This is a genomic window from Vibrio sp. UCD-FRSSP16_30 (assembly GCF_001676025.1).
GTDB lineage: Bacteria > Pseudomonadota > Gammaproteobacteria > Enterobacterales > Vibrionaceae > Vibrio.
In genome coordinates this window covers 1-26,636 of the sequence record NZ_LZFW01000001.1, presented here as the reverse complement: position 1 = coordinate 26,636, position 26,636 = coordinate 1, and the positions used below count along the sequence as shown (strand labels likewise).

28 protein-coding genes and 1 pseudogene are annotated in these 26,636 nt (G+C 41.1%); 3 read left to right on the top strand and 26 right to left on the bottom strand.

The genetic code is table 11. The annotated features are described in order from the left end of the window. The first annotated feature begins 294 nt into the window (after nt 1-294). The 3 genes from A9260_RS00145 (at nt 295) to A9260_RS00135 (ending at nt 3,113) form a co-directional block, all read left to right on the top strand. Nucleotides 295-870 (top strand): sigma-70 family RNA polymerase sigma factor, encoded by a 576-nt coding sequence (locus A9260_RS00145; protein ID WP_068694987.1) that lies wholly within the window; start codon nt 295-297, stop codon nt 868-870. Further along, nucleotides 863-1,597, top strand: coding sequence for a DUF3379 family protein (locus A9260_RS00140; protein ID WP_068694985.1), 735 nt, complete (start codon nt 863-865; stop codon nt 1,595-1,597). Before A9260_RS00145 ends, A9260_RS00140 begins: the two co-directional genes overlap by 8 nt. Nucleotides 1,598-1,880: 283 nt before the next feature. Continuing rightward, complete coding sequence (locus tag A9260_RS00135; protein ID WP_068694983.1) at nt 1,881-3,113, top strand: outer membrane protein transport protein; 1,233 nt, start codon at nt 1,881-1,883, stop codon at nt 3,111-3,113. Between the two features lie 133 nt (nt 3,114-3,246). Here A9260_RS00135 and A9260_RS00130 read toward each other — a convergent pair whose 3' ends face one another. The 26 genes and pseudogenes from A9260_RS00130 to A9260_RS17225 all read right to left on the bottom strand — a co-directional run bounded on the left by A9260_RS00130 (nt 3,247) and on the right by A9260_RS17225 (nt 26,371). Then, entirely contained in the window at nt 3,247-3,948 is a 702-nt protein-coding gene (locus A9260_RS00130; protein WP_068694981.1) for a DNA-3-methyladenine glycosylase I, read from the bottom strand. Nucleotides 3,949-3,996: 48 nt separating this feature from the next. Next, the gene (locus tag A9260_RS00125) at nt 3,997-4,746 is read right to left on the bottom strand and encodes an MlaA family lipoprotein (RefSeq protein WP_068694979.1); all 750 of its coding nucleotides are present in this window, start codon (nt 4,744-4,746) and stop codon (nt 3,997-3,999) included. 71 nt (nt 4,747-4,817) lie between these two features. Then, a complete protein-coding gene (ccmI, locus tag A9260_RS00120) occupies nt 4,818-6,038 on the bottom strand; it encodes a c-type cytochrome biogenesis protein CcmI (RefSeq protein WP_068694977.1) in 1,221 nt (406 codons plus the stop codon). Then, the gene (locus A9260_RS00115) at nt 6,038-6,514 is read right to left on the bottom strand and encodes a cytochrome c-type biogenesis protein (protein ID WP_068694975.1); all 477 of its coding nucleotides are present in this window, start codon (nt 6,512-6,514) and stop codon (nt 6,038-6,040) included. Before A9260_RS00115 ends, ccmI begins: the two co-directional genes overlap by 1 nt. Beyond that, a complete protein-coding gene (locus tag A9260_RS00110; RefSeq protein WP_068694974.1) occupies nt 6,511-7,077 on the bottom strand; it encodes a DsbE family thiol:disulfide interchange protein in 567 nt (188 codons plus the stop codon). The genes A9260_RS00115 and A9260_RS00110 overlap by 4 nt, the downstream gene beginning before the upstream one ends. Next, nucleotides 7,077-9,035, bottom strand: coding sequence for a heme lyase CcmF/NrfE family subunit (locus A9260_RS00105; protein WP_068694972.1), 1,959 nt, complete (start codon nt 9,033-9,035; stop codon nt 7,077-7,079). The genes A9260_RS00110 and A9260_RS00105 overlap by 1 nt, the downstream gene beginning before the upstream one ends. After that, on the bottom strand, nt 9,032-9,517 hold the full coding sequence (gene ccmE / locus A9260_RS00100; RefSeq protein ID WP_068694970.1) for a cytochrome c maturation protein CcmE: 486 nt from the start codon (nt 9,515-9,517) through the stop codon (nt 9,032-9,034). The genes A9260_RS00105 and ccmE overlap by 4 nt, the downstream gene beginning before the upstream one ends. Beyond that, entirely contained in the window at nt 9,514-9,720 is a 207-nt protein-coding gene (ccmD, locus tag A9260_RS00095) for a heme exporter protein CcmD (protein WP_068694968.1), read from the bottom strand. Before ccmD ends, ccmE begins: the two co-directional genes overlap by 4 nt. Nucleotides 9,721-9,723: 3 nt before the next feature. Next, the gene (locus A9260_RS00090; RefSeq protein WP_068694966.1) at nt 9,724-10,473 is read right to left on the bottom strand and encodes a heme ABC transporter permease; all 750 of its coding nucleotides are present in this window, start codon (nt 10,471-10,473) and stop codon (nt 9,724-9,726) included. A gap of 27 nt (nt 10,474-10,500) precedes the next feature. After that, complete coding sequence (gene ccmB, locus A9260_RS00085; protein ID WP_068694964.1) at nt 10,501-11,169, bottom strand: heme exporter protein CcmB; 669 nt, start codon at nt 11,167-11,169, stop codon at nt 10,501-10,503. Continuing rightward, nucleotides 11,169-11,786: a cytochrome c biogenesis heme-transporting ATPase CcmA gene (ccmA, locus tag A9260_RS00080; RefSeq protein WP_068694962.1), complete on the bottom strand. Its 618-nt coding sequence runs from the start codon at nt 11,784-11,786 to the stop codon at nt 11,169-11,171. Before ccmA ends, ccmB begins: the two co-directional genes overlap by 1 nt. A gap of 259 nt (nt 11,787-12,045) precedes the next feature. Beyond that, complete coding sequence (locus tag A9260_RS00075; protein WP_068694960.1) at nt 12,046-12,960, bottom strand: LysR family transcriptional regulator; 915 nt, start codon at nt 12,958-12,960, stop codon at nt 12,046-12,048. A gap of 315 nt (nt 12,961-13,275) precedes the next feature. Next, nucleotides 13,276-14,631, bottom strand: coding sequence for a hypothetical protein (locus tag A9260_RS00070; protein WP_156683979.1), 1,356 nt, complete (start codon nt 14,629-14,631; stop codon nt 13,276-13,278). 104 nt (nt 14,632-14,735) lie between these two features. Further along, nucleotides 14,736-15,374, bottom strand: coding sequence for an OmpA family protein (locus tag A9260_RS00065; RefSeq protein WP_068694956.1), 639 nt, complete (start codon nt 15,372-15,374; stop codon nt 14,736-14,738). Between the two features lie 9 nt (nt 15,375-15,383). Then, nucleotides 15,384-16,874: a TadE/TadG family type IV pilus assembly protein gene (locus tag A9260_RS00060; RefSeq protein WP_068694954.1), complete on the bottom strand. Its 1,491-nt coding sequence runs from the start codon at nt 16,872-16,874 to the stop codon at nt 15,384-15,386. A gap of 16 nt (nt 16,875-16,890) precedes the next feature. Beyond that, entirely contained in the window at nt 16,891-17,412 is a 522-nt protein-coding gene (gene tadF, locus A9260_RS00055) for a tight adherence pilus pseudopilin TadF (RefSeq protein ID WP_068694952.1), read from the bottom strand. Continuing rightward, nucleotides 17,399-17,884, bottom strand: a complete 486-nt coding sequence (locus tag A9260_RS00050) for a TadE/TadG family type IV pilus assembly protein (protein ID WP_068694950.1) — start codon at nt 17,882-17,884, stop codon at nt 17,399-17,401. The genes tadF and A9260_RS00050 overlap by 14 nt, the downstream gene beginning before the upstream one ends. Further along, on the bottom strand, nt 17,885-18,958 hold the full coding sequence (locus tag A9260_RS00045) for an SPOR domain-containing protein (RefSeq protein ID WP_068694948.1): 1,074 nt from the start codon (nt 18,956-18,958) through the stop codon (nt 17,885-17,887). Nucleotide 18,959: 1 nt separating this feature from the next. Then, nucleotides 18,960-19,803, bottom strand: a pseudogene (locus tag A9260_RS17205) (type II secretion system F family protein). Further along, nucleotides 19,803-20,714 carry a type II secretion system F family protein gene (locus A9260_RS00035; RefSeq protein WP_068694946.1) on the bottom strand — a complete coding sequence of 304 codons (912 nt, stop codon included), beginning with the start codon at nt 20,712-20,714 and terminating at the stop codon, nt 19,803-19,805. The pseudogene A9260_RS17205 and the gene A9260_RS00035 overlap by 1 nt, the downstream one beginning before the upstream one ends. Further along, nucleotides 20,711-21,994 carry a CpaF family protein gene (locus A9260_RS00030; RefSeq protein WP_068694944.1) on the bottom strand — a complete coding sequence of 428 codons (1,284 nt, stop codon included), beginning with the start codon at nt 21,992-21,994 and terminating at the stop codon, nt 20,711-20,713. Before A9260_RS00030 ends, A9260_RS00035 begins: the two co-directional genes overlap by 4 nt. Further along, nucleotides 21,991-23,259 (bottom strand): AAA family ATPase, encoded by a 1,269-nt coding sequence (locus tag A9260_RS00025; protein ID WP_068694942.1) that lies wholly within the window; start codon nt 23,257-23,259, stop codon nt 21,991-21,993. Before A9260_RS00025 ends, A9260_RS00030 begins: the two co-directional genes overlap by 4 nt. Continuing rightward, entirely contained in the window at nt 23,259-23,723 is a 465-nt protein-coding gene (locus A9260_RS00020) for a hypothetical protein (protein ID WP_231892610.1), read from the bottom strand. Before A9260_RS00020 ends, A9260_RS00025 begins: the two co-directional genes overlap by 1 nt. After that, nucleotides 23,720-25,054 carry a type II and III secretion system protein family protein gene (locus tag A9260_RS00015; RefSeq protein WP_068694940.1) on the bottom strand — a complete coding sequence of 445 codons (1,335 nt, stop codon included), beginning with the start codon at nt 25,052-25,054 and terminating at the stop codon, nt 23,720-23,722. The genes A9260_RS00020 and A9260_RS00015 overlap by 4 nt, the downstream gene beginning before the upstream one ends. Beyond that, nucleotides 25,054-25,917, bottom strand: a complete 864-nt coding sequence (locus A9260_RS00010; RefSeq protein WP_068694938.1) for an RcpC/CpaB family pilus assembly protein — start codon at nt 25,915-25,917, stop codon at nt 25,054-25,056. The genes A9260_RS00015 and A9260_RS00010 overlap by 1 nt, the downstream gene beginning before the upstream one ends. A 13-nt stretch (nt 25,918-25,930) precedes the next feature. Continuing rightward, nucleotides 25,931-26,371: a prepilin peptidase gene (locus A9260_RS17225; RefSeq protein ID WP_068694936.1), complete on the bottom strand. Its 441-nt coding sequence runs from the start codon at nt 26,369-26,371 to the stop codon at nt 25,931-25,933. Nucleotides 26,372-26,636 lie beyond the last annotated feature (265 nt).

Below are 26,636 nucleotides of genomic sequence, written 5' to 3'. Positions count from 1 at the left end.
ACTTCCTTATTTGATAGCTTTTCGTTGATAGTTAAGAGGTCAGACCTGATCATTGTAATTAAAATGTTAACAAAATCAAAATATAAAGTTATCTGACTCTGTTTTTAGTCAAAAAACGAGACTTACAGACATTAAAGTGAACTTATTAGCATGATTAAACTCCGACACAATCATAAGCATACAGTTTAGTGCGCATTAGGTTTTACATTACATGGCAATACAGGTAACAATACCGTTACTTATGCAGGACTCAATCAGCAACTCATTATGAGTCACAAAGGAGAATGAGCACCGATGCTGCGGATTTTCGATAATAAAAAGAAATCTCGAAAGAAAAGTCCGATCGAGACGGTCGACTCTGTTATGAATAAACAAAAAAAATACGAAACCTTGGTGCGAGCCTATCATCGTGACCTTTTTCGCTATGCATACTGGCTGTGTAAAGATCGTTCTGTTGCAGAAGATCTTGTACAAGAAACCTGCCTACGTGCATGGAAGGCATTGGACTCACTACAAGATGATAAAGCGGCAAAGTCTTGGCTCATTACTATTTTAAGACGAGAAAATGCACGTCGCTTTGAAAGAAAGCAGTTGGATTTAGTCGATATAGATGATCCCGGCAATGAAGGATTTTCCAATGATGATGGCTTTCATCAAAGTGAATGGTTACAAGCTCAAATTATGCGTTTAGAGCTCGAATACCGCGAACCGCTATTTCTACAAGTTGTTGGTGGATTTAGTGGTGAGGAAATCAGCCAAATATTAGATCTAAATAAAAACACAGTCATGACTCGGCTGTTTAGAGCAAGAAATCAGCTTAAAGAACAACTGGAAGCGTCTACGTCAAATAAGGGGAGACAAAATGGATGATTTAGAATTTCGCCGCCGTATCATGTCTGACCCAAAGGCAAGAGACGAAGATATTATCGATGCCATCACCAGCAATGAGCACAATACAAAGTTTGTCGATGATGTGCTAAATCTCGATGCGCGTATTGAGCAAGCAATGCGTGTGGATGTTCCTGACGATCTTGCTGATAAAATTTTATTTAACCAAAGCAATGATGACAATGTGGTTCGTGCTCGCTTTAGTAAAGCATTTGCCAAGAAGAGCTTTGCTATCGCCGCTTCAGTTGCTTTTGCAGCAGGTGTCTTGGTTGGACAACTAAATTGGTCTGCCAATCTAATACCAGCGGCGCACGCAAGTTTGGCTGATACCGCCGTTCAGCATGTGATTGATGAGAGCCCGTTTACTAACCAATTAGATGAACAAGTTAACTCGACTCAAATCAACGCCAAATTAACCCCTTTCTCTTACCAATTTAGCGAGAGCTTTCCCTACCATGTGTATTATTTAAATCACTGTGGATTTGGTGAAGCCAATGCTTTGCATATGGTATTTGAGGGCGAAAAAGGACGTATAACGCTGTTTATTACCAATATCAGCTCAGAGCATACACTGAACTTTAATGAGCAACAGATGTCTGGGGCCATAGTGCCTATTGGTAACGCATCTATGATTTTGGTGGGTGAAAGTGACGAGGATGTATCTGAAGTTGCAAAACAGTTATCAAGCATCATAATCCCAATGTCGTAATCAAAATTCTCATGTTATTTCAACCCCTTACAATCCATAAGTGCGAAGGGGTTATCACTTTCAATTGATTTATCTGATCAATAATTGATTTAGAGCAATAACTCTAAGTAATGCATTAAATCTAAACGATTTGCTCACTTTGCTCTCAAAAATGAACAATTTCATTAATTTACCTAGTGGTCTGAGTTGTTAAAACTATATTTAGCAATAGTATCAGCCGACTTCGACATTTTACACCGGTTGATACGCTAGGACTTTAGCGTAAAACATAAGGAAATTATTCATGAATAAGACGCGTATTCTTAAACGCTCTCTACTTGCAGTTGCAGTGATTGCCTCTACTTCTCAGGCACATGCTGCAGGTTTCCAGCTTAACGCACAATCAGCAACAGGTATTGGTCGTGCATTTGCCGGTGATGCTGTTATTGCAGACAACGCATCATCTATGGCACGTAACCCAGCGACAATGGCCCTTTTTGATAAAACTTCTTTGTCCCTTGGTTTTGAAACAATTATTACTGATATTTCGGTATCAAATGCGCAATATACTGGCGCTCCTGTTGGTAACCCAGATTATGATGATGTCGGTGGCACTTCAGTAGCACCTAATATCCATCTTATCGTTCCAGTGAATGATAAATTTGCTTGGGGTATTAACGCCTACTCAAATTTTGGTACTAGTACTGACTTCTCTGATAGTCCTGTTTACAGTAACTCTGCTTTCGGTGGCGAAACTGATATTAAGAGCATGAACATTGGTTTGTCTGGCTCTTATCGTCTAAATGAACAATGGAGCTTTGGTGCTGGTCTTGATGTTATCTATGGTCAAGGCACTTTCCGTCGTGGCGGTAGCGAGCTTGGTCTTGGTACCGTGCAAACTGTTGACGTAGAAGATGCTGATGGTTGGGCTGTTGGTTTCAACGTAGGTACGGTTTACGAACTTGATAAAAATAACCGTTGGGGCTTATCCTACCGTTATACCCCTGATATCAGTGTTGAAGATGACAAGAATCAGAAAATTGACCTACCTCTACCCGATATGGCTGAATTTTCAGGTTACCACCACATTAAAGATACTGACTTCGCAGTTCACTACTCTGTGCAATGGATCGGTTGGAGTGCATTCGATGAAATTGACTTCGAAAATCTAAATGCTGGTTACATTAAAGGTGATTACAACAAACAATACCAATGGCAGGATGGATTCCACTTTGCAATCGGTGGTACTTGGTATGTAACTGAGAAAGTTGAACTGCGTACTGGTTACATGTATGACACTAGTGCACAAGACGAGTTAACTTCTATCTCTGTTCCAGATTCAGACCGTAACTGGTTCTCTGCTGGTGCAAGCTACCACTTCACAGCAGATTCGACGCTAGACTTTGGTATTACCTACCTAGTTGGCTCTGATGAAAGCGTAACTGAGCTAAACCCAAGTACAGGTACTTCAGCGCTTACAGCAACAACTCGCGCAGACGCAATCCTAGTCGGCCTACAATACAGCCAAAGCTTCTAATTTAATTAGAACTCAGGCAAATAAAAAAGGTGTTGAACTGCAAAGTTCAACACCTTTTGTGATTTTGGTTATAGGTTTTGGATTATAGACCCTAGGTCCTAGAAAACCAGTATCTAGCCCCCTTGTCCCCTTCCTATACCCGATTATCCCCACCGCCAAATGCAATAATCTGACTGATTTCGCTCATGCTTCTGCCCGACTCTTTTTGCCAATGACAAAATGCTTTATTCGCTGCCGCGCGAGATTTTTTAGTATCTCGGCCACCGTCAATAATGCCGTAACTGCGCAAATAGCCTTCTACATCTGAAGATAAAATGAAGGTATCAACGCCCATTTGTCGTAAAGTATACGCGCCGGTGTTACCGCCTAATCGACTGCCATGCTTCTTAATGTAGTCCCAAAGCTCAGTGATATTCTCAGCAGGCCAGTGAGCGACCATCTTCGAGAATCCGCCATGATCTAAGCGCGCATTCATCAGCATTTCAGCATTGGTTTTAATGGTCATGACTTTAGTAAGATGGCGAATGATTTTCGGTTCTTTGGCTTTTTGTTCCCAATGCTCATCTGACAGCATCAGCAGAAGTTCGGGTTTAAAATCGAAGAACAGTGCTTCAAAGTTTGGCCATTTGTCTCGAACGACTTGCCAAGAAATGCCACACTGAAACACCTTCATTGTCATTGCTGATAACCAACGGTCATCAGCAATGCATTCAATTTCGGCAGGTGTTAACGGCTTGGTCAGTCGCAATTCTAATTGAGCATCGCCACCCTTACGATGGGATGCACGTTGATAAATGTTTGAGAATGGTTCTAAAGAAGGTGCCTCTAAAGACATAACTACACCTGACTATCTTGGATAAACAACAATGCCTAACAGGGTAACTTAAAATTCGTCATCAAGGTAATCATCTAGATAATCTTCTTGCTCTTCGTCCACCGCTTCGTTGTCACTGATCTCAGCTTTATAGTCTCTGCGTTGTAAAAACACATCTCGTGACAGCAAATATGGATCAGGGGAATTTTTTAATGTCCCTTCTTGAGCAACCAATGCCGAACGTGTTTCCATACCTTCAAAGAACCACTTGCCAAGGCTTGCCCAGATATTGAGATACGAAAGTGGCGGATACAAGCCATCAGCCTGATCAGTCACCTCTCGCAACGTAATAGGGCCGTATGCTGGGATCATGAAGTACCAGCCATTACCTACCCCCCATTTACCAAGCACATCACTAAACGCTCGCTCGTCTTGTTTAACAATGCCACCTTGAGAAGCAGCATCATAGAGCCCTGCTACACCAAAAGTAGTGTTAATCCAAAAGCGATTTAAATGATTTAACGCCAGTGTTCCATTACCCATCAACAGGTTATTGACCATACTGGCAGGTTCATCAAGGTTGGCGAGGAAGTTGCTTATTCCGCTGCGAATAAAGACAGGAGTATAACCGGTATAGGTCAAAGAAACGGGGCGCACAAAATAAGGGTCGAGGAATTCGTAGTTGATATTCCACATTACGCGGTTAAAGCTTTCGAAAGGATCGTTCACTTGCGAGGTACTGCTATCGGTACCTTGCTGCTCAGGATGCGAGGCACATCCTGCCATCAATATGACAAATAATATCCAAATTCTATACATGCAGGATATCCGTTCCCTTTTTTACCATTAAAAATTGAGGTGTAGAGACTACGCCACTACACCTCTAACTTCTAGTATTGACTATTAATAATTAAAGTTACATCTTCACCCTTCATAGTAACAGCACTTTCTCCATACCAATCACCCTCTTTGGTTGAAACATCACCGTCAGTATCAATGCGAGCACGAACGATAAATGAATCAAGACTAGAGAGTTGTAGTCCTTCTAGCATGCTGTTTCCGTCGTCCATCATGATCATACGAGGAAAACTGCCTAAGCCATAACGCGCGGCTGCAACTGGCATTGGAGAACCGTCGGCTCTATGTACTGAGACAATTAATACTCCCTGCTGTGGAAGCTGAGCTCCGTCAACAACAGAAATGCCAATTCTCACGACACCAGGAATGGCTTCAGCTGTACCGCCAAGCTTGCTACGTGCACTGTTAATACTGCGTTCAAGCATGTCATAACGGCTATCTTCAGGGCCAATCAACTGCTGCATTGTTCTCCAGTAGCGCACCGCTCCTGCATAGTCACCCTTTTCAAATGCACTAAAGGCAAGCAAAGAGAACACTCTTAAATCGACATAATCTTGGCGTAATAAGTCATGCAATAAACGTTCTGCTTCAGCATGATCAACTTCATCGTTAGATAAGGTTAATGATTGCGCAAGACCCAGCTGAATATCCACATTATTAGGCTCTAACTTGCGTGCTCGCTTCATTGCGCCCATTGCAGTTTCGATATCACGATTGGCTAAACCAATACGACCTAACAACAACCAACCAGTGGCATCATCAGGGTTACGATGTAAGCTAGTTCTTAATGCTAACGTCATGTCATTAAGCTCATCTTCACTTAATGCTTCCCCATGGGCATCCATGAGTTTCTTACTTAGCGCAGGTAAGTTAGCACTGACTTTTTGCCACTGCTGCACTTCATTAATTGCGCCATATTTAGCGTAAAAACCGTATGACACACCCAATAGCAATACCGCAGAAACCACCGCTACCAATATAGGAGAAGCAAGCTTGGTCGATGCTAATTGCTGATTTTCTGGAATGTCATCAAGAAGTGCCTGTTTAAGATCAACAATCAGTTCTTCTTTATCAACAACGATACCTTCATCATCTTCAACAGCGAGTTCTGCAACACGCTCTTTAAAGATGACTTTATTTAGCTCATCTCGACGCTCGGCATCGTTGATGGCTTGTTTGCGAATCAGTGGAATTATAATTAAGGCTGCGGCAAACAGGACAATAACTAAAGTAGTAATCCAAAACAACGTCATTATTTGTTGTCTCCATTATCGTCTTTGAGCAAGGCGTTGAGGCGTTGCTGTTCTTCTTCACTTAACGTGGCACTTTGTACTGTCTTAACGGGTCTTTTACGGCTTCGAGTTAGGATAAAACCAAAGCCAATGACCACCACCAATAAAGGCCCAAGCCACAACACAGCAGTCGCAATAGTGAACGGCGGTTTATAAGTCACAAAGTTACCGTAACGAGCAACCATGTAATCCACAATCTCTTGCTTAGATTTACCATCTTTAGTCATTTCATAGACTTTTTCACGAAGATCTAAAGCAAGTTCGGCATTGGAATCGCCAATCGTATTGTTCTGACATTTAGGACAGCGCAAAGTATGGTTCAATTCCTGAAATTGCAGCTCTTGCTCAGGGGTATCAAACTCGTGTACTTCAATAACCGCATGCGCGGTCACGCTCACCATCAATGACAAGATGAAAGGGAAAATCCATTTTTTCATAATTTCACCTCATCGCGCATATCATCTAAAAGGGCTTGATACATAGGGCCTAATTTTTCACGCCAATTGGTGCTGTTTACATCACCCACATGGCGATAACGAATCACACCTTTGGCATCAATCAAAAAGGTCTCCGGTGCGCCATATACGCCAAGATCCAATCCAAGCATACCTCTGCCATCAAACAGACTCACCATATAAGGGTTGCCTAAATCGGTCAGCCATTTATTGGCCTTACCGCGATCATCTTTGTAGTTAAGACCAATGATCTTAACCCCTTGCGCTGCAAGTTCATTAAGATATTGATGCTCGGCATAACACGTTGGGCACCAAGTTGCCCACACGTTAAGCAGTAAAGGTTGACCTATAAAGATGGCTTGGTCGTGCAGTAGACCTTCAGTTTCAAGATCTTCCAGTTTAAAGACTGGAACCTGCTTACCAATTAACACGGATTCCAGCTTAGTGGGATCATCACCACCTGCGTTTTTGGTTAGCTGGGTGGCAAACACCATGGCCAGCACCATAAACATCAGTAAAGGGACAAATAATATCTTCTTATTCATTACGCCCCCTTGCTGATTTTTTTATTACGGAAACGGTAACGGCGATCACTAATAGCAATTGCACCGCCAAATGCCATAAACAAGCTACCTGCCCAAATCCAACGCACGAACGGTTTGTAGTAAATACGCACAGCCCATGACACGTTATCATCCAGCTTTTCGCCCAAGGCGATATAAAGGTCACGAGTAAAGCCGGCATCAATGGCCGCTTCTGTCATCATAGAGCGAGCGGTAGTATAAAAGCGCTTCTCTGCATGTAACGTATTGATGTATTTACCATCTTTGGTGATTTCAAAGTCAGCAATATACCCATCATAGTTTGGACCATCGTTATCTCGAAGAGCGGAGAAATTAAAGTTATAACCTTCAATAACAAAATTCTCACCCGGTGCTAATCGGACATCACGTTCAATGCTGTAGTTCTGCACCATCGCAATACCGATAACCGTCACCGCCAAACCAATGTGCGCACTCATCATTGCCCAGTGGCTACGAGGTAATTTAGTGATACCGACGGTAAATGAGTGACGGTGTGTCGCACGCTCATAAAGCTCATAAGCATGTAAGCAGACAATCCACAACGCCATCACCCAGCCTAAGAAAGCAAGACCGGTAAAGCGTTCACTCAGTAGCAATACCATCACTGCCGCAAGGGAAAGTGAAATAACACCGCTGATGAGTAGAGGTTTAGCCAATTGAGCAAGGGTATCGCGCTTCCAGCGAATAAGAGGACCAATGCCTAATAAGAACGCAAACGGCACCATTAACCAAGTAAATAGCATATTGAAAAACGGCGCGCCGATAGATACCGAGCCAAGCCCTAACTGTTTGTGAACTAACGGTAATAAAGTACCCACTAGCACCACAACCAATGCCGCGACTAGCAATACATTGTTTGCCAATAAAGCATTTTCTCGTGATACCAAGTCAAAGTTACCGCGTACTCGTACTGATGCGCCTTTTAGAGCAAACAGTAATAATGAACCGCCAATGACCACCACTAAGAAGGCCAAAATAAACATGCCTCGAGCAGGATCTGAAGCAAAGGCGTGTACAGAAACCAAAATACCTGAACGTACTAAGAAGGTACCTAGCAAGCTAAGAGAGAATGCAGAGATAGCCAGCAAAACTGTCCACGCTTTAAAGGTGCCGCGTTTTTCAGTCACTGCTAATGAGTGCATTAACGCTGTACCGGCAAGCCATGGCATAAATGAAGCATTTTCTACTGGATCCCAGAACCACCAGCCGCCCCAGCCAAGTTCGTAATAAGCCCACCATGAACCTAGCGCGATACCTACTGTTAGAAATGACCACGCCGCAATTGTCCAAGGTCTTGACCAGCGAGCCCATGCCGTATCAAGACGACCAGTCATCAATGATGCAATGGCAAAAGAGAACGCAACCGAGAAGCCAACATAGCCCATGTACAACATCGGTGGGTGAATAATAAGCCCAGGATCTTGCAGTAATGGGTTGAGGTCTCGCCCATCGACAGGGAAGTAAGGCAGCGTGCGATCAAATGGGTTAGAAGTGACAATAATAAACAGTAAGAAACCCACAGTGATCATACCCATCACCGCTAATACTCTCGCCACAGACTCTTGAGGCATACCTTTACTGAACGTGGCTACCGCAACAGTCCAAGCCGCTTGTATCAAAACCCACAGTAATAATGAGCCTTCATGCGCGCCCCACACTGCGGTAATTCGATAATACCAAGGCAGATTACTGTTAGAGTTACTGGCGACATACTGCACCGTAAAATCGTTGGTATAAAACGACCAGCACAGAATAAAGAATGAGATAGCAAGTAAGATGAACATGCCCCAAGACAAAGGTCTTGAAGTATTCATCAGCAAAGCATTGTTTTTAGATGCGCCCCACAGAGGCAACACACTTAACAACACCGCCATCGCAAGCGAGACTATAAGGGCAAAATGCCCTAACTCAGCAATCATTGACCGCTTCCTTGTTTTTGTTCTTGAGTGTACTCAAGAGGCTCATGAACAACCTTCATTGCTTCTGCAATTTCAGGTGGCATATATTCTTCATCATGTTTTGCAAGCACTTCAAATGCTTCAACCGTGTGGCTGTCTTTTAATACGCCTTGCGCGACAATGCCTTGTCCTTCACGGAATAAATCCGGCAAGATGCCATCATAAGTCACCGTGACCGCAGGGCCTACATCGGCAACATCAAACGAAACTTGTAGTGATTGTGAATCGCGAGAAACGCTTCCTGCTACCACCATTCCGCCAATACGCAAACGCTGACCAACATGAGGTTTTTCACCGTTTGGTTTGCCATTCACGATTTCAGTTGGCGTATAGAACAAATCCATATTTTGATTCAAAGCATAGAGCATTAGCCCTACTGTCACCCCTAGTCCCAATAATAGTGCGACAATTAAGCCCATTCTTTTTTTACGTCTCGGGTTCATAGGGTGTTCTCCATATTCTTAGCCGCGTCAATGCGCGTTTGGCGATCCATTTTATTTTTCACTTCTTTTAAGGTTGCCTTACTTTCGCGGCAACTCAATACAAACAATAATCCAAGCGCACCAAAGGTGATGATAAAGGCGCCCCAAACGTAGGAAGCATAGCCTCCCATTAATAAAAACTCAGAAAAAGAATCGAAATGCATACTTTACCCTTTGATAAATGTGCGTTTAGCAAGTTGCTGAACCCAAGGTCGATGAGCTTCTTTTTGTAAAATCGCCGTTCTAAAACGAATCATAGAAACCGAACCTAGGAAAAAGGCAAAGCCAAAAATATTGAGTAGCAGAGGCCACAACATATCGTTAGATATCGATGGTTTAGCAAATTTTGTAATACTTGCACCTTGGTGTAGGGTGTTCCACCATTCCACAGAGAAATGGATAATCGGCAGATTAATAACGCCAACAACCGCTAAAATACCGGCTGCTTTGGCCGCTGTTTTTTGATCATCAAAAGCGTGATACAAACCAATCACCCCAAGATAAACAAACAATAGAACTAGCTCAGAGGTTAAGCGTGCATCCCATACCCACCATGTGCCCCACATAGGTTTACCCCATATAGCGCCAGTCACCAAAGCGATAAAAGTAAATACCGCGCCAATTGGCGCAATTGCCAGCGCCGCCAGGCTAGCCAGTCGCAACTGCCAAACCAAACCAACAAAAGCGGCAATCGCCATTGCCATATAAGCGCCCATTGACCAAATAGCCGATGGCACATGGATATAGATAATTCTAAAGCTGTCACCTTGCTGGTAATCACTTGGCGCAAACGCCAAACCCCACACAGTCCCGCAGGTAAGACACAATAAAGCTAAAGCGGTAAACCACGGTTGCAGCTTCCCACTCAGTTGGTAGGTTGCTTCAGATTTTGCGTAAGGATGGAGCCACTTCCACATGTTTTTTTACTCTCTGAGAAATTAAAATTAATTGACTGAGACGCGCAATGCCGCGCTCGTCGCAAAAGGCGTTAATGTAATTGAAGCTACTAAAATTGCGCCCATAACCGCCAATTGACCGTTATAAGATGCGCCGGCACTGGCTACATCAATTGCGGATGTAGCAAAAATGAGAACCGGTATATAAAGAGGTAAAATAAGCAGGCTAAGTAAAACCCCACCCTTTTGTAATCCAACGGTTAAACCAACTCCAATTGCGCCTAAGAAGCTCAAGGTTGGTGTACCAAGAAGTAATGTCACTAGCACTGCAATCCACGAGTCCCAGCTAAGGCTAAGCAATACTGCTAATAACGGACTAATTAAAATCAGAGGCAAGCCCGTTAGGATCCAGTGGGCAATCACTTTAGAGATCACCACTAGCGGCAGAGGTAATGGCTGTAGCATTAGTTGCTCTAAAGCGCCGTCTTGGTAGTCATCTTTAAACAATCGTTCAAGTGACAATAATGCAGCCAAAAGCGCGGCCACCCAGATAATGCCCGGCGCGATACGAATAAGTAGATTTGGCTCAGGACCGATACCCAGAGGGAATAAGGTGATCACTATGATAAAAAACCACAGCGGATTGAAAATGTCGGCGCGGCGTCGAAATGCGATCAAAAGCTCGCGGCGGATAATCGACCCCATATGGTTTAGCATCAGTGTCCCAACCTTATCTTGCGAAGTTTTGTGCTATTTTCAAACAAATCTTGGTGAGTGGTTAATAACACCATGCCGCCCTGCTCTGTGTGCTGCACAAACAATTGCTCTAATACTTTAACGCCTTGCTTATCGATTGCAGTCAGCGGCTCATCTAAAATCCATAGAGGGTGCTTACTTAGCCACAGCCTTGCCAGTGCCACACGTCTTTGCTGACCGGCTGACAATGTTGCGACAGGAACATCTTCACGTCCGGCAAGTCCCACTTTAGTCAATGCCTGCCAAACTTCATCTTGAGTGTACGACTGGTCACTAAAGCTAAGGTAAAAAGATAAGTTTTCATACGCACTTAAATCTCGTTTAATGCCCGTTTGATGCCCTAAAAACAATAAGTCTTGATGAAAGCTTTCACGATCAGAAAAAATGGATTGTTGTTTCCACTTTATCTCTCCCGATTCTTTGTCTCCTAGCCCTGCGATGATTCGTAGCAAGGTAGTTTTACCGGTGCCATTACGCCCCTCAACTTGCACGAGATCGCCAGCCTGCATATTAAAAGACAGGTCATCAAATAAAATTCTTTCATCTCTAATTGCAGATAGTTCAGTAACTTGTAGCATCAACAAATTCATCTATGAAAACGAGTGGCTATAATATCACAAGGCCTTAACGTCCATACAGCCTAAGCGCCTAAGTTATAAGCGAAATCGAAGGTTTTCCGTAACTCTCTCGCAACGATTTGAAGCGCATCAAATTTCTGACCCATTAACTGGAAATCTGCATAGATATGCTTGCCAAAGTTTAATTGTTGCTAAACCAAACGTAACAAAGCCTAGTCAGTACTAGGCTTTGTGCATAAAGTTCGTCATTGCAAACAGATTAGGCGGGGGCTAAAACTCGCGAAACTAGGTTAGCATTTGGAGTTGCATTCGGGTTATTTTGTAACGATTGGCTAATCCAATGACAAAATGGCGTAGTGCGAGAATCCAAATACCAACTCAGGGCTAAGCCTTTTTTCACTTTTGGTAATAGACGAGAGCTGATCACTCGCAAGTTTTCATGTTGTGACAGAGTAACCAATGCATTATGTGGAATGCAGGCAATATTTGAGCCCGACTCACACATTTTATACAAGGTATTGATGTCATCAATACGCCAAACCGAGGCAATATCGGTAATCGCTTTTAATGCTTCCGTTTCAAATTGGGGTGGAATTAAATAGCGATAAGAACTCAACTCAAATAGCTGTTCAGCTGAGTTAATACGTGCAATAGACTGCTCTTGCGCTATCCAAATATTCTCGACAGAACCAATACTTTCAGTATGAAACTCCGATGATGGCAAGAAGTCATCATTGCCACCAATCACAATGTCCAACTCTTTTGCGAGCAAAAGTGTATTCAACGATTGGCTATCTCGATAAACAAGGTGCACTTCGACTGAAGAAAAAGTCACTTCAAATTGTTGAATCAGTCGAGTGGTATTTTTTGGGCAAAGCAGTGGATCAATCCCGATGTTGATACGCTGCTTTTGGTTGGTTTTGAGTTGCTCCGCATGAGTCACAAAACGAGTGTACTGCGCTTTAACCAGCCGCGCTTGTTTCAATAATGCATGTCCATTATCGTTAAGAGAGATAAAACGCCCTTTTCGAGTAAACAGTTCATAGCCCAAGTCTATTTCTAGATTATGGATCAACTGACTTACCGCAGACTGACTTTTCCCCAATTTTTTTGCAGCAATGCTAAATGAATTATTCTCTGCTGCTAATATGAAAGCTTCTATTGCTTCAATCATTGTTTATTTAAAACCTAATAATCGCGCTCATCCCATGAGCTAAAATAAACCACAACTTTCTATGTCACGCGGCTAGTTAGCCATTGAGTTATTTGCAATCTATTTATGACTGCTTTTTTGCTTGGATTTTCGATTCATCAAAAAATGACATATGAAACCAAACTATCTAACCCGTACTTATACATAGAATTTAATGATATTTCTATTTCAATAATATTAAGTAAATCAGTTATTTGCGATAGGTCTCACTATTGACATCAAAACCACTCCATAATCCTCATGAATGTGTTAACTCAAATGAAACCTGTTGAGTAGTTATTTGTTAGGGCAATTATTACCTAGCCAAAATTGAGGTCTTAGAACTTCCTCTACATGATCGATATAGAAGTTATTTTGCACACGAATGCTCACTTTATAGCTCACAGAAACGATGCACAGCACTGCAACAGTAATTAATGCAATGTGCGCCCAACGAGGGGTGGGTTTGGTTGTCGATTTTATTAGAGGCTTTCTTCCGCAGAACCATCCTGTGAATAGGCAGGCCAATAAGAGACTTAGAGGAGAATCTAGGACTCCTGAAACTAAACTATGTGCAAGCCCAGACAATAGAGTTAGACCGATAATACGGTAACGGATGTGAGTTTCAGAGATCACTTGTTTTAGAAGGATTAGTCCTAAAGAGATATAACATATCGCAGGAATAACGCCCCAGTTGAGTAATACATATAGCACTGAGTTGTGAGGACGAATTTCACGAATAGAAGTACAGACAAAACCATTACCACCCAACCCAAAAAACTTAGCTTGCTCAATAACGTATTGCCACAAAGTCCACCTATCAGCTGTCGTATCTCGTAGATCAAGTAACGTTTGAGATCCTTGACCATGCATTAAATAGCTAGGTAATGGTGATAAAAAGATCACCGATACCAATAAACCCAATATGAGAGAAAGTAATGATATTTTAAAAATAGCATAACGGTTGTGCTTATCTATTAATAACCACAACACTATCCCCCCCAAAGAAGCAATCGCCAAACCTCGTGCATCCAATGCAAACATCATGGCAAAATTAAGAATTGGAAATAGATAACTCGCCTTATCTTTGGATACTAAAACCATATATAAGCTTGGGATAACGAGCCAAATTTGAACTTGATTTAGAAATCGAGGATTTACATAGCTTAAAATGGTGAAGATTGTTGCTCCATCTCCCCAAAAAGTAGCCACAGAATAACCGATAAAAACCGATAGAAAACTACAGAAAATAATGAGAGAAATAAGCTTAAAGCTGCTTCGAGATGGTTGTTCTAAAGAAAAACAAAGGATTAAAAACAGTAGACCAACAAAATAGAAGTAAAGAACTATTCCCTTTTCAGGATAAAGCCCAAACAATTCAGCTACCAGAGCAAAAACAAAGAATGTCGCAATCAAAATACGCACTGCAATACTTGCACTAACATAACGATGAATAATTTGACGCCTTAACTCACCAGAAAACATAAGGCTGATACAAGTAAGCACAACCAAAGCACATAAAAACAGTCGCTTTGTATCATAAAGCAGTACTTGCTCATCTGGCAGTAAGTACAAATTTAAACTGAACATCGCAATTACTAACAATGCGAGTGCGCTAAAGGAGAATCGTTTGTGTTTACTAGATAAGGTCATAAGAGATTTGCTGTATTAGAAAGAAATAAGCCGATAGCACTTATTAAAGCGTATCGGCTAAGTTGTTATATACGTTAGCGAAATGAGCGGTATATTCAAACAGTTTAAGATGGGTCTGAGATCTTAATCTCAACTCTACGATTCGCCGCTCGTCCTTGCTCAGTATCATTGTCTTTTAGCGGCTGAGAAAAACTGGCTGAATGTGCTGAAAGTATCTCTTTAGTAATGTCATTTTCAACCAAATACACTTTACTGGTCTGAGCGCGATGCTCTCCTAGCTTTTTATTATATTCATCACTGCCCACATTATCGGTATGACCCACAACCTCTAACTTCGGCACTTCATTAAGATCTTTTAAACGCTGAGCCAGCGCCGTTAACGTAACCTTAGAGGTCTCCGTTAAATCACTTTGATCAAAATTAAAATACACCCGCGCAATCACACCGCTAGAATCAACCTGTAATAGATTATTACTGTTGAGATACTCAAAGCACCCCTCATCTAATGAAATAGGTGTAGTTTTCAATTTAGATTTCTGCTCATTATTTAATGACGGTTGAATTTGATAATGCTGTCCACGATTCCCCGCAACCGCATAAGCTTCTCCAATAGTGACAGAGTGCTTAACCAACATATGTTCGGTAGAACATAATTGCTCTATATTGGCATTCACTGCAGAATCAGCTGCATACGCGCTAAAAGCGAAAAGACCTAATGAAAATGCACCGACTAATAATCTCATAATCTTTCCTTACAGTGTTTTATCGTATAGGCGAGATACGCCGTTGGTGGCGGCACCTTTTTGGATTAGCTCTTGGATTTTATCGAGAAGATCTTGGCTATGACTTACATCGATAATTCCATCGGCGCATTTATGGAATTCTGATTCTTCAGATGCATCAAAGTTGATACCTATAACACCAATATATAAAGGACTATCATGCTCAATAAAATGTTCACGAATATTCGAACAAAGCCCCGCATTAACCAGGTCGGTGAAGGTACTTTGATAAGGGTTCTCTTGCCCGTCGCTAAGAATCAATAGCATTTGAGCTCGCTCATGATATTTATCACTTTTATCTGGATCATCTAAAGTCGTTCGTCCTTCAGCAAGAATTTGAGCTCCACGAATTAACCCTTGGTAAACAGATGTCCAACCACTTGCTTTCATCTCTTCTACTGCAGGGGCTTCTAAAGATAAGTGTATTGACTCAAATTTTGCTGCATCTCCACACATGCCTGTATGAAATAAATTAGTACCAGTATTACTAGCTTCCGGATGTAAATTACTAACTTTAGTTTTCGATTCTAACCAATTTATGGCTGTTTTATCTATATCAACATAGAATTTAGGATCCGGATAACGATAATAACTATTGTTGATAACTTCACTTTTTGATTTTTTAAACACATCATCTATAAAAGACGCTTGTTTTTGTAAGTTCGTATTTTTTTCACAGACTCCTTCCTTTGATATACAGTTACTTACATCATTTGCATTTTTCTTTCCCCAGTAATGCCAATCTATACCTGTATAATTGATTTTCGTACCAGAAATATTCGTTTTATATTCTAGCTCTGTCACACAACGGTATTCATTTTCACCAGCCAACTTTTCTCTAGTCCTTAAATTAAAAGGAACAAACCCTATTCGATGAGCATAGCCGGCATTAGTCGCACTGCTAGACAACAAGTCTTTTGAAATTATATCAACCTGATCTTTTAAATGTTGCAGTTGGGTTTTATCTCCCCACGGATCATTCATAGATCCAGAAAAATCAGCCACAAACACAAGGTCTAAATCCGATGGCAACATATAAGTGCGTGCCATCGCATCATTATCAACTGAACGAGTTTCAGTTATATTCGCACCATCATTGTCCAAAAAGTTGATTTGGGCATCAAAAGTGGCATTGGCTTCCACTTCATATTGAACATAATAAAGCGTATTACCATCAATAACTTCTTTACCTTCCCCGCGAATTACTTTTACATCATTGATTGCAACATTAGGTAAGTACTGCTCAAGATAATCACGGGCCACCTTATCTGCATAGCCTTCTTCTGTATTATTTGCTATCGCTACTGCAAGGGTCGCTGCTTCCGAAGCATCAGCCAAACGATTGGTTTCTTGAATCATTCGCCCGCCTTCAATAGCCAGTTGCGCCATCCCCCCGATTGCAACCATACTTAATGCGATAACGATAATCGCTACGCCCCTTTGTTTCCTAAAATATTTCATCTAAACCTTCCTTGAGTTAGCGTCCTGGCAACACCGATGAGCTTTTTACATATCTCATGCCAGGAAAATATTGTGACGTGCCTTCCATCTTGATGCAGATGGTGACCTGATAAATAGGGAACATAACGCCATCCTCTCGTTTAGGGCGTAGATGACCTAAATGTTCAATGGAGGTCGATGGCTGACAAGTTTCGTTATCATCAAAAGGTTTTGTGAAAGACTCAGAGCCCTTATCATCAAAACCCTCAATCGTAATCCCATAACCGTCTTGTTTTTCAGGGGCTTGGTGCTCTAACATATCGCCCGCAATACTATTAAGTAAGTCAAAATCATCTTCAGATAAAGTATGTCTACCCTCAAAAAATCGGCTTCGCTCTTTTGTCGCTGTAGCAATGGCGTAGCTCACCTGCCCTGATTGTGTTTTTGCTGATAATAGTGCGGCCAAATCACCAATAAAGAACATCATGATGATTAAGATAGTCATGCCAAATGCTAGCTCTACAGTAAAAGCACCTTTTTGATAATTAACTCTCTTCATCTTCCCACCCTTCATGCTCTTGAACGGTTAAAATGCGTCGAGAAATGATTGCACTAGGGAGCACAGTCTCAAATACAACAGGGCTGTAGTGATAACTCAGCTGATACATCACTAACGGACAACGCTCGCACCCCGCAACAGGGGTTTGCAGTTGTACAGCTTCTAAGGATGTGTATGTTTCAATTACAAAAGAGAAATCTGTGTAGTTCAGAAACCCCAGTCGATTCCAAAAAGAATCATCACTTTCCAACACTTCATCTAATCGCTCTTTGTAAACAGCACCTAGAGTCTGTCCATCATAAATACGAATTTTACGAGTACTCTCTGACAGTGTGGCATCCGTAAGATTCACAATAAATGAAAAGCGCCCCAACTCTAAAACAGAAAATAATGCTAGAAATAATGCAAACCCTCCCAGAGCAAACTCTATGGATACAACTCCTTTTTCTTTCCACCTACTCTTACATTTCATTTATTTTATTACCTGAATAAAGTAATCATGGCCATCCAGTAGTAGTATATTTTGCTTAGCAAATGATTGCGCCTGACGATAAGAATCAAAGTCCCCAGTCAACAAACGATACCAAGTACCTGATTTACCTAAATCAGCAGGACGGATAGTAATTGGCAATTGTGTATCCAAAAGCTCATTTCTTTTTTGTAATGCTTCAGGCATATTGTCGTAAGCGCCCAACTGCAGATAATAACGACGCTGCTGAGGTTCATTCTTTTGTACATTTAGCGGCGCATCAGCTTCAAAGAACGCTTCAGCACTAATAGAAGTAACCTCTACTTGTGTATCAACGATATCGGGTATAGGTTGATTCTCTTTATTGACAGTAAGCTCTGAGCCCACAGATTTTTTTGCTGGATCATTTAGCACTAAGACTTCAGCAACAGGCTCATCTTGTATTTCAAGACTATCTTCACCTTCAAGCTTCATCACACTCAACTTTAGATTCGCATTCACCTTACTATTACTGCTGTCTTGCTCATAAATAGGTAATAAAATGTCTACCGCAGATTGAAAGTCCCCTTGGTAGATATGCACCATCGCAATATTGTTTTTCACGGATACTTCGTCAAAACCACGTAAACGAGCCAAATTAAAACTATCAATCGCGGTTTCGTAATGCTTGGCCTGAGCAAGTGCAATACCTCGACTCATATATAGATCAGCGCTATTTAAACCCAATACCATAGCTTGAGAATATTGTTCTATTGCCTCTTCATAACTAAAGTTTTTAGCTAATATCTTGCCTTTGATCAGGTGAGCATCGGCAGTTGGCTTAGGTGAAAGTGTTAATACTCGCTGAATATAAAAATCTGCAGATTCAATATCTTCATTAGCCAAGTAAGCTTCAGCTAATAGCTGCTGTGATAGCCAATCTTTATCGTTAGCTACTACCTTGGATTTATATAATTCAATTAAACCAGAGTAATTTTTACTGACCGTCAATTGTGATACTAACTGCTCTTCGGTATGGCTAGACTGAGTAGCGCAACCAGTAATAAATAAAGTAAAAATAAACATAAAATTACGCATACTAATTACCTGACATCATGCGAGTTATACCCGGAGCTAAAATTAACACCAGAATAGGGAACATAATGAACAAAATTAAAGGTCCACTCATTTGAGCTGATAACTTACCTACTTTTTCTTCCATTAATAAAATTTGTTCATTACGAAAATCTTCTGCCAAATCAGATAGCACTGGTGCAATAGAAGTACCATATTGAATATTTTGCGTTAAAGTTAGCGCAAAGCTTCGTACTTGTGGAGTGGGAATACGTTTACTCAAATCCTTTAACGCCACTTCCATTCCCTTAACTTCTGCTGCATCTGAGGTTTTACGAATTTGATAACATAAGTCTTTATCAAAGCCTTTAAGTTCATCCCCTAAATAACGAAATGCGCCTTCTAATGTCATTCCTGTTTGAATACAAACTGCCATCATATCTATCATATAAGGAAGTTGGCGTGAATTTTTCTCTATGAGTCTTTTTTTACGCCAAGCTAAATACATATCAGGGGGCCACAATCACCATAATAATAGCTCCAGTAAAACTAATTAACATTTCAATTGTTTCATGTAGAAATAATAAAATAGCAAATGTACAAAGGACAAATAAACTCAGCTTAATGGGCGTGTAATAACGCAATAGCTCACGATTATAAATTCCTGCATCTTCAAACTTATCTCTATTTTCCCTTTGTGTGCTCTTACCTACACCGCCAAGCAACTCATGAACAACACTGAAATTTGCTTGCTTTTTGCTATCTAAAAAACATTTAACTTTATATTGTTTTGCTTTATGATTTAAATATAAAGTAATTCCTAGTGCTATTAATGTTGAGGCAAGCACAAAAAATATAACCATTAACATCAGCGAATACTCTTTACTAGCCACCAAACAATAAACATACCAAGACCTTCACTCATCAAAAGGTAATATAATATCCATCGTCCATCGGGGTTAAATAATACAAATTCAAGATCTTTTGGATTTAACCAATTAAGTAACATCAGAAAGCAAAATGGTAAAGCACCGACAATTTTTGCAGAAATCCGGGCTTCAGATGTCATTGCCATCTTCTTTTTTTCTAAGTTTTTAGCTTCAACTAATACTCGAATTAACTTACTTAATACATTTTTTAATTGACCTCCACGTTCCATATTGGCGCGAATAGTAATAACAAAAAACAAAAAAGGAGGATAAGGGAAGCGCTTACAAGAACGATCAAAAATAGCCTGAGTAGATTCACCTAAACGCATTCGGTCAGAAATATCTTTAAACTCTCGTCCCACGTCGTTGTCCGAGACTTTTGCCACATAAGCAAACGCAGCATTGATACCTTCGCCTGCAGTCACCGCACTCATTAATATATTCAATGCATCAGGAAAGTCATTTTCAAAAGCTTTGCGTCGTTTATCTACTACAAGTCGTAACCCGAAAAACAAACCTAATAGAGTTACTATCAGACTCACCTCCCATAGGGGAAAATCGAACCATCTTTGATTAACAAACATACCTACGCTATTAATAATCCCGATAAATAGAAATATTTTCAACACTGCTTTCTTACCAAGGGAGGCTTGAATCACACTCCATAAATTGCTCAATTTCAGCAATATTCCAGACTGAGTTAATCCTTTAAAATTAACAGCGTAATGCTCATTACTCTTACTTTTAATATTTTGCTGCAAGAAAGCATAGCGAGGATCAGGCTTACGCTTGAAGTAAACCAACAAGCCAATACCTAATACAGTCATGCTTAACAGCAGCCAAATGTTCATACGCTTTCTGCTTCCATTTCAAAGGCAGCTTCAAGTTCTCGGGACAAACCATATTCAGAAGCTCGAATGCTTATTTGTGAGCGACTCGGTAAACCTGAAGTCACGAAGCTACCAGAGATTTTATCTTTGCCCTGCTCTGTATCTTGAGAAAAGCGGAAAATCTCTTCCATTACTGGCGCTTCACCTTCAAGGCCATAAATTTCAGTAATACTAGTAACTTTACGGCTACCATCACGCAAACGGTTGACCTGAATAATCAGATTAACAGCAGATACAATTGTTCGGCGTATCGCCGCTAGTGGCAGTGCTAAGTTAGCCATCATCACCATCGACTCAATACGTGACATCGCATCACGAGGGGTGTTAGCGTGTAATGTCGACATTGACCCATCATGACCGGTGTTCATTGCCTGCAACATTTCAAACGCTTCTGCGCCGCGACACTCACCCAAGATAATTCGTTCAGGACGCATACGCAGAGCGTTGATCACCAAGTCTCGCTGAGTAATAGCTCCCGAGCCTTCAGTACTTGCTGGGCGCGTTTCCAAGCGCACAACGTGCGGCTGCTGAATTCTAAGCTCTGCTGCATCTTCAATGGTTAGAATTCGCTCATCATTACCAATGTATTGAGACAAAGCATTGAGCATGGTGGTTTTGCCGGAGCCTGTACCACCAGAGATGATAATGTTTAAGCGGCAGCGGGCAGCAATCATTAATACTCGCGCCATCGCCGGCGACATTGCGCCAAACCCAACAAGCTCTCTGAGACCTAATTTTTGTTCTTTAAACTTACGAATAGAGATGGCAACGCCATCTAAGGCAATAGGAGGAATAACCACGTTCACACGACTGCCATCTTCTAAACGGGCATCACATAAAGGGCTAGACTCATCTACACGTCGCCCAACATTGTTGGCGATACGCTTAGCAATCTCGATAAGCTGCTGATGATTCATAAACGAAATGTCCACTTTTTGTGTTTTACCATTTCGTTCTATAAAGACTTCATCGACACCATTAACCATGATGTCAGAGATGGACTCGTCTTCCATTAATTGCTGTAGCGGTCCTAGACCGACAAGTTCATCAACTAAGTTTTTACTAAGCTCTGCCCTTGTTACCGCAGGTACTGGCGTGGGATAGTTTTCACACAGCTTGCCAATTGCTCGTTCTATTTGTGCATTAAGCTCTTGAGGAGTCATCTGATTGACGACACTGGCATCAATGACTTCAAATATTTGCGCACGAAACTGTTCGTACAACTCTTTCGTTAGGCTCATTTCTTAGCTCGCTTAAAAGACAAACCGGAAAACAGTCCCGTTTTCTTCTTCAAATTTTGGCCGTTAATGACCATTGCAAGCTGTGTAAAAGGCACTTGTTTACCTTTTTCTAATGCTTGCAGTTTTTTGCCATCAATTAATTGCTTAGAAGCGGTTTTATAAAATGGAATGACCATATCCGCTTTCACTTTTAAAAAGCGTTCTACTTCTTCAATGTTTAAATTAAACGATGCTTCTGGTCGGTGATGATTAATTACCACCATCACACGTGGCCTAACTAACTGAGGAATTACTACATCTTTAATTTTATCCAGCAAACGCTGTGTCGCTCTTATCCCAGAAACAGAAGGCTCAGTGATCAGTACCACTACATCATGCTCAGCAATTAAGGTCTCGGCTTTAACCGGGAAATCTAATGACCCAGAATAATCACTCACGATAAAGTTCGCCTGACGACTAAGTTTTTCACTGACCGTATTAGTGTATTTTTCCAGCTCATCGAGCTTATCTTCGCCAGTAAAGCCAAGATACAAAAAGTTGTGCTCTACTTCGTTGAGATAACTGCTCGCAGACTCTTCATCTAATTTGCTCGGCTCGACAGTAATACTGCTGATATCGACCTGTTCTAGCTCTTTTTTACTTAAAATAATATCGATGTTACTAAGAGAATAATGGTGATCCACCAATACGGTGCGACTGCCTTTTTTTGCCAGTAAGCTACACAACTCTGTACCAATAACAGAAGTGCCTATGCCACCTTTCGTCCCCACTACAGCAACACGCTTGGCCTTACGAAAATAACCGCTTTCATAACGCTTACGCTCATCACGACTGGCTTGTTTTAAGCACTCAATAAGCTCTAATTTATCCACCGGCCACGGCAAATAGTAAAAGCCCATTTTCTCTAAGCGGCGCAAAGTATGAATAGAGTCAGTCTGGCCCAATAAAATGACGGTTTTACTATTGGGTAAAGTCGCATTCACTTGCTGGGCATCAATTTCAATGTCTAGTGATTGAGTCATTTGCACTAGCACTACATCACCAAGTGCTTGCTGCTTATCACTATTAGGCAGGCCTTTAATACAGGTTGGCACTTCTAATCCTTCAAAGTTATACGCTTCTAAGACCGTCTCTTTACATTCTGCATCATTAAAAAACAGTGTTGCACCACCACTTTGTTTTGGCGCATTTGCTTTGGGGCTAGATTTCTTCTTTTTATCAATATCGAGAGAAAGCTCTTCGGAGAGATCAAACATATTCGCCATTAATTTACTCTCGCCCCTGGGTTAACAAGTTGTATGGTGTGATTAGTTTTTACCGAGCAGCCTGCTTGTGGCATTGCTAGAGTGATCGTTACTGGCTTGCAATATTCAATCACGGATTGCCATTGAGATACGATTAGCACCACACTATCGCCCTTATCTAAAGCTTCGTTAGTAATCCAATCCGGACGAATCTTCATATCTTTTAAGTAATGCACTAAGTCACTAGCTTGCTTTTCATAGACACTCGGGTATTGCACCGTAAAACGCGCTTTACGCAGATCAAACTGCTCAACTAATGAATTCACTTGCTGTAAATCAAGCTGTTCACTTTGAGAGTGAAAGCTAAATTCAAATCGATGTTGCTCTTGATAAGCCACACTCTCTGAGCCTCGATTTTGTAAGGCATGATCGGCGCAACCACTAATCAATAAAATAGCCAATACGCTAGTAATAAATCTCATCATTGAGCAAACCCTCCACGATTAAGCAGTTCAATCAATTGAGCATCTTGTTGACGCTGTTCATCAAATTCATTACTCATGCCCATCCAGCGCGAAAAAGTATTGGTTTTATGGATACGAGGCAGAGTCAATTGTTCTGCTTTGGTAGGTTTAACCAAATTAACCGTGGCGATAATCACCACTTCTGTGGTTTTACGATTGGTGGTAGCTTTGCTAAACAGCGCACCAAATAAAGGGATATCGCCTAGTAGAGGGATCTTTTGTAGAGATTCTATATCTTCGCTGTTCATCAAACCGCCAATCATAAAAGTTTGTCCATCAGCGATTTCAATGGTTGTGGTCGCTTTACGAGTTGATAACTGAGGCACTTCGGCAGTGGTGGTTTTATAAATTTGGTCCACTACGCTGACACTTGGTTGAACGCGCAGTCGAATCTTTTGTTCATTGTGTACTTTGGCTGCGATATCTAGGCCAATACCGTATTCTTTAAACGATATAGTGGTGCCGTTGGTATCAGAGGTAATCATTGGGATTTCACCACCGACTAAGAAAGAAGCTTCTTGGCCAGAAAGTACTGTTAGATTAGGCTCTGCTAGCACTTCCCCTAAATTGTCATTAGCAAGAGCCGTAATAGTGGCTGATAAATCAGTAGCAGTCATATCTGGGAAAGTAAACACACCCGGTGAACCACCTGATGTCCAATCAATGCCAATTGTTTCCTCAAATTCACTACCTACCGCGGCTATTGTAGTGCGTACATTGACTTGAAAAGGAAAGCTCATTTGCAAGCCCTCTATTAAATCACTATAAGTATAATTGCGATAAAATTGAGTTTGTGAATCTGCTTCAAATGGTTCAGGTAACTCTAAAGGAATATCAAAGGTTGGATAACGAGCGACCGGTTCTTTACCTAGTATGCTTGCCACTAACGCATAAATACCATCGCGCTGTTTTTCAGTAAACACCGTACCGTTGACCGCTATTTTGGCTCCCATAGGAACCACTTCAATCTCTAAATCTGGATAGCGTTTAGTAATCTCACTACGCACTTGATTAAGGGGCTGAGTCACCTCTACTACTCTAGAGACCACCAAGCGGCCATCAATGTCGTAGATCATTAAACGGGTTTTACCAATCGCACTGGCGAACACTACTATTTGGCGCTCATTGATGACTTTATAATCAGCAATGGTCGGCTGGCTCATAAATACCGTGCCAATTTGCTGTTTGGTGCGTACTGAACGCGCATCATTAAGCGGGATTAAATAAGCCTGAGCTTGTAAGGAGACAAAACACAGCACTAATGCCAATGAACGAAATAATCTAACTAACATTAGTACACCTCCGGATTAGTGGTTTGCGTTTCTGCGCCGCGCAATTCACGAATGCCTTGATAATTTTCAATCACATCACTCATATTGGCAGGAGTAATTTCACCACTCGTTTGTGAGCGGTAAATTTCTAGATGCATGGTGCGCTGGGCTAAAGAGAGGCGAGAGACAAATTCTGGTTCAATTTCTATCACTACGGTTGTTTTAGAATCACCAGCCGCGGAGACTCTTGGACTTAAAGAGTTACTGCTCTGTGGGGTTTGTTCTTTAGAGTCAACAGGCTTTTGCTCAAAAGCCAACACCTTGACATTTCGCTTAATTGTACGAGCTTTTACTCCACGAAATTGAGTAATTCGCGCACCAGTATCAGCGAGATTAGTTAATGGTGAACTAACCGAAATGATGTCAATTCTATCCCCTGGACGAATGTAATTATTAATCAGGTTAATTGTTGAAATCGGTAGTGGATAAAGAATCATTCCCTCAGAGGCAAGAAGGTCTAAGTAACCACTATCATTGGGATTAGAGATAAATTCAGAGTAAACCCACTCTCCTTTATCGATCTTTCTATTTATTAATGCATCCGACTCTAACGGCAACAATACATCTCCATCAACCCCTAAAGAAAGTGCTTGTTCTTGAGGTACCACGATACGTACAAAGTCCGTTTTTGTTACTTTTTCTCCTCTTTCTAATTCTTTTTTTGCTTTCCAAAGGACAAAGCTTACCTCTTTAATTTGCTCTTTTTGTGATTCATATTCCTTATGTACTTTATTTTGAGCACGAGCATTCACATTTTGGAAAAGGATAAAGAGCGCTATTGACACTATTGTAAATGAAAAAACAAATATTATACGTGTATTCATAATGCGTTAATCTCTATATAGCAATCACACCAGTTATAATTCCACCTAAACAGAGATTTGTACCTAAAAGTATTGCCACCCCGTATGGTACCCCTCGCTCCACATTATTTACAAATAACACTCTAACCTTAAACCAATAAAACAAAGTCACTAACCCACCAATACATACAATACAATACAATACAATTGGCCATATATGAAAAGGAAATAATGGCGATAATGATATAAGTAGCTTGCTATCACCGCCACCCCATACCTTAAAGAAATATATCAAAATACTTATAATTGAAATTAATATCATCGAACTAAATACATCCGACCACGCCATCCAACTTGAACTGATATAGCAACTAATTATAAATACCGTTGACACCATCCTATTTGAAATAAGTCTATATCTTATATCTGAAATGATTATATATAGTGCATATTTCGGAGCATTCCGATCACCCATTTCGGGATTATCCGATCACCCATTTCGGTTTAAACCGATCGCTGATTCCGCGATTATCAGATCACTTTTAACCTAACTCCGAAATCGATGATCGGAATAGCGAAAACTGCGATCGTAATGGCCGAAATCCTTCCTTTTTCTCTTTTAAATCAATAGCTCGCTATCCTTTACTTCTAAAACAAGAAGGAAAGGAAGCGATAATGGCCAAAAAGAGAACTCCAATGAATAAAATCAAAGAGGTATTACGCCTTAAATACGACTGCGG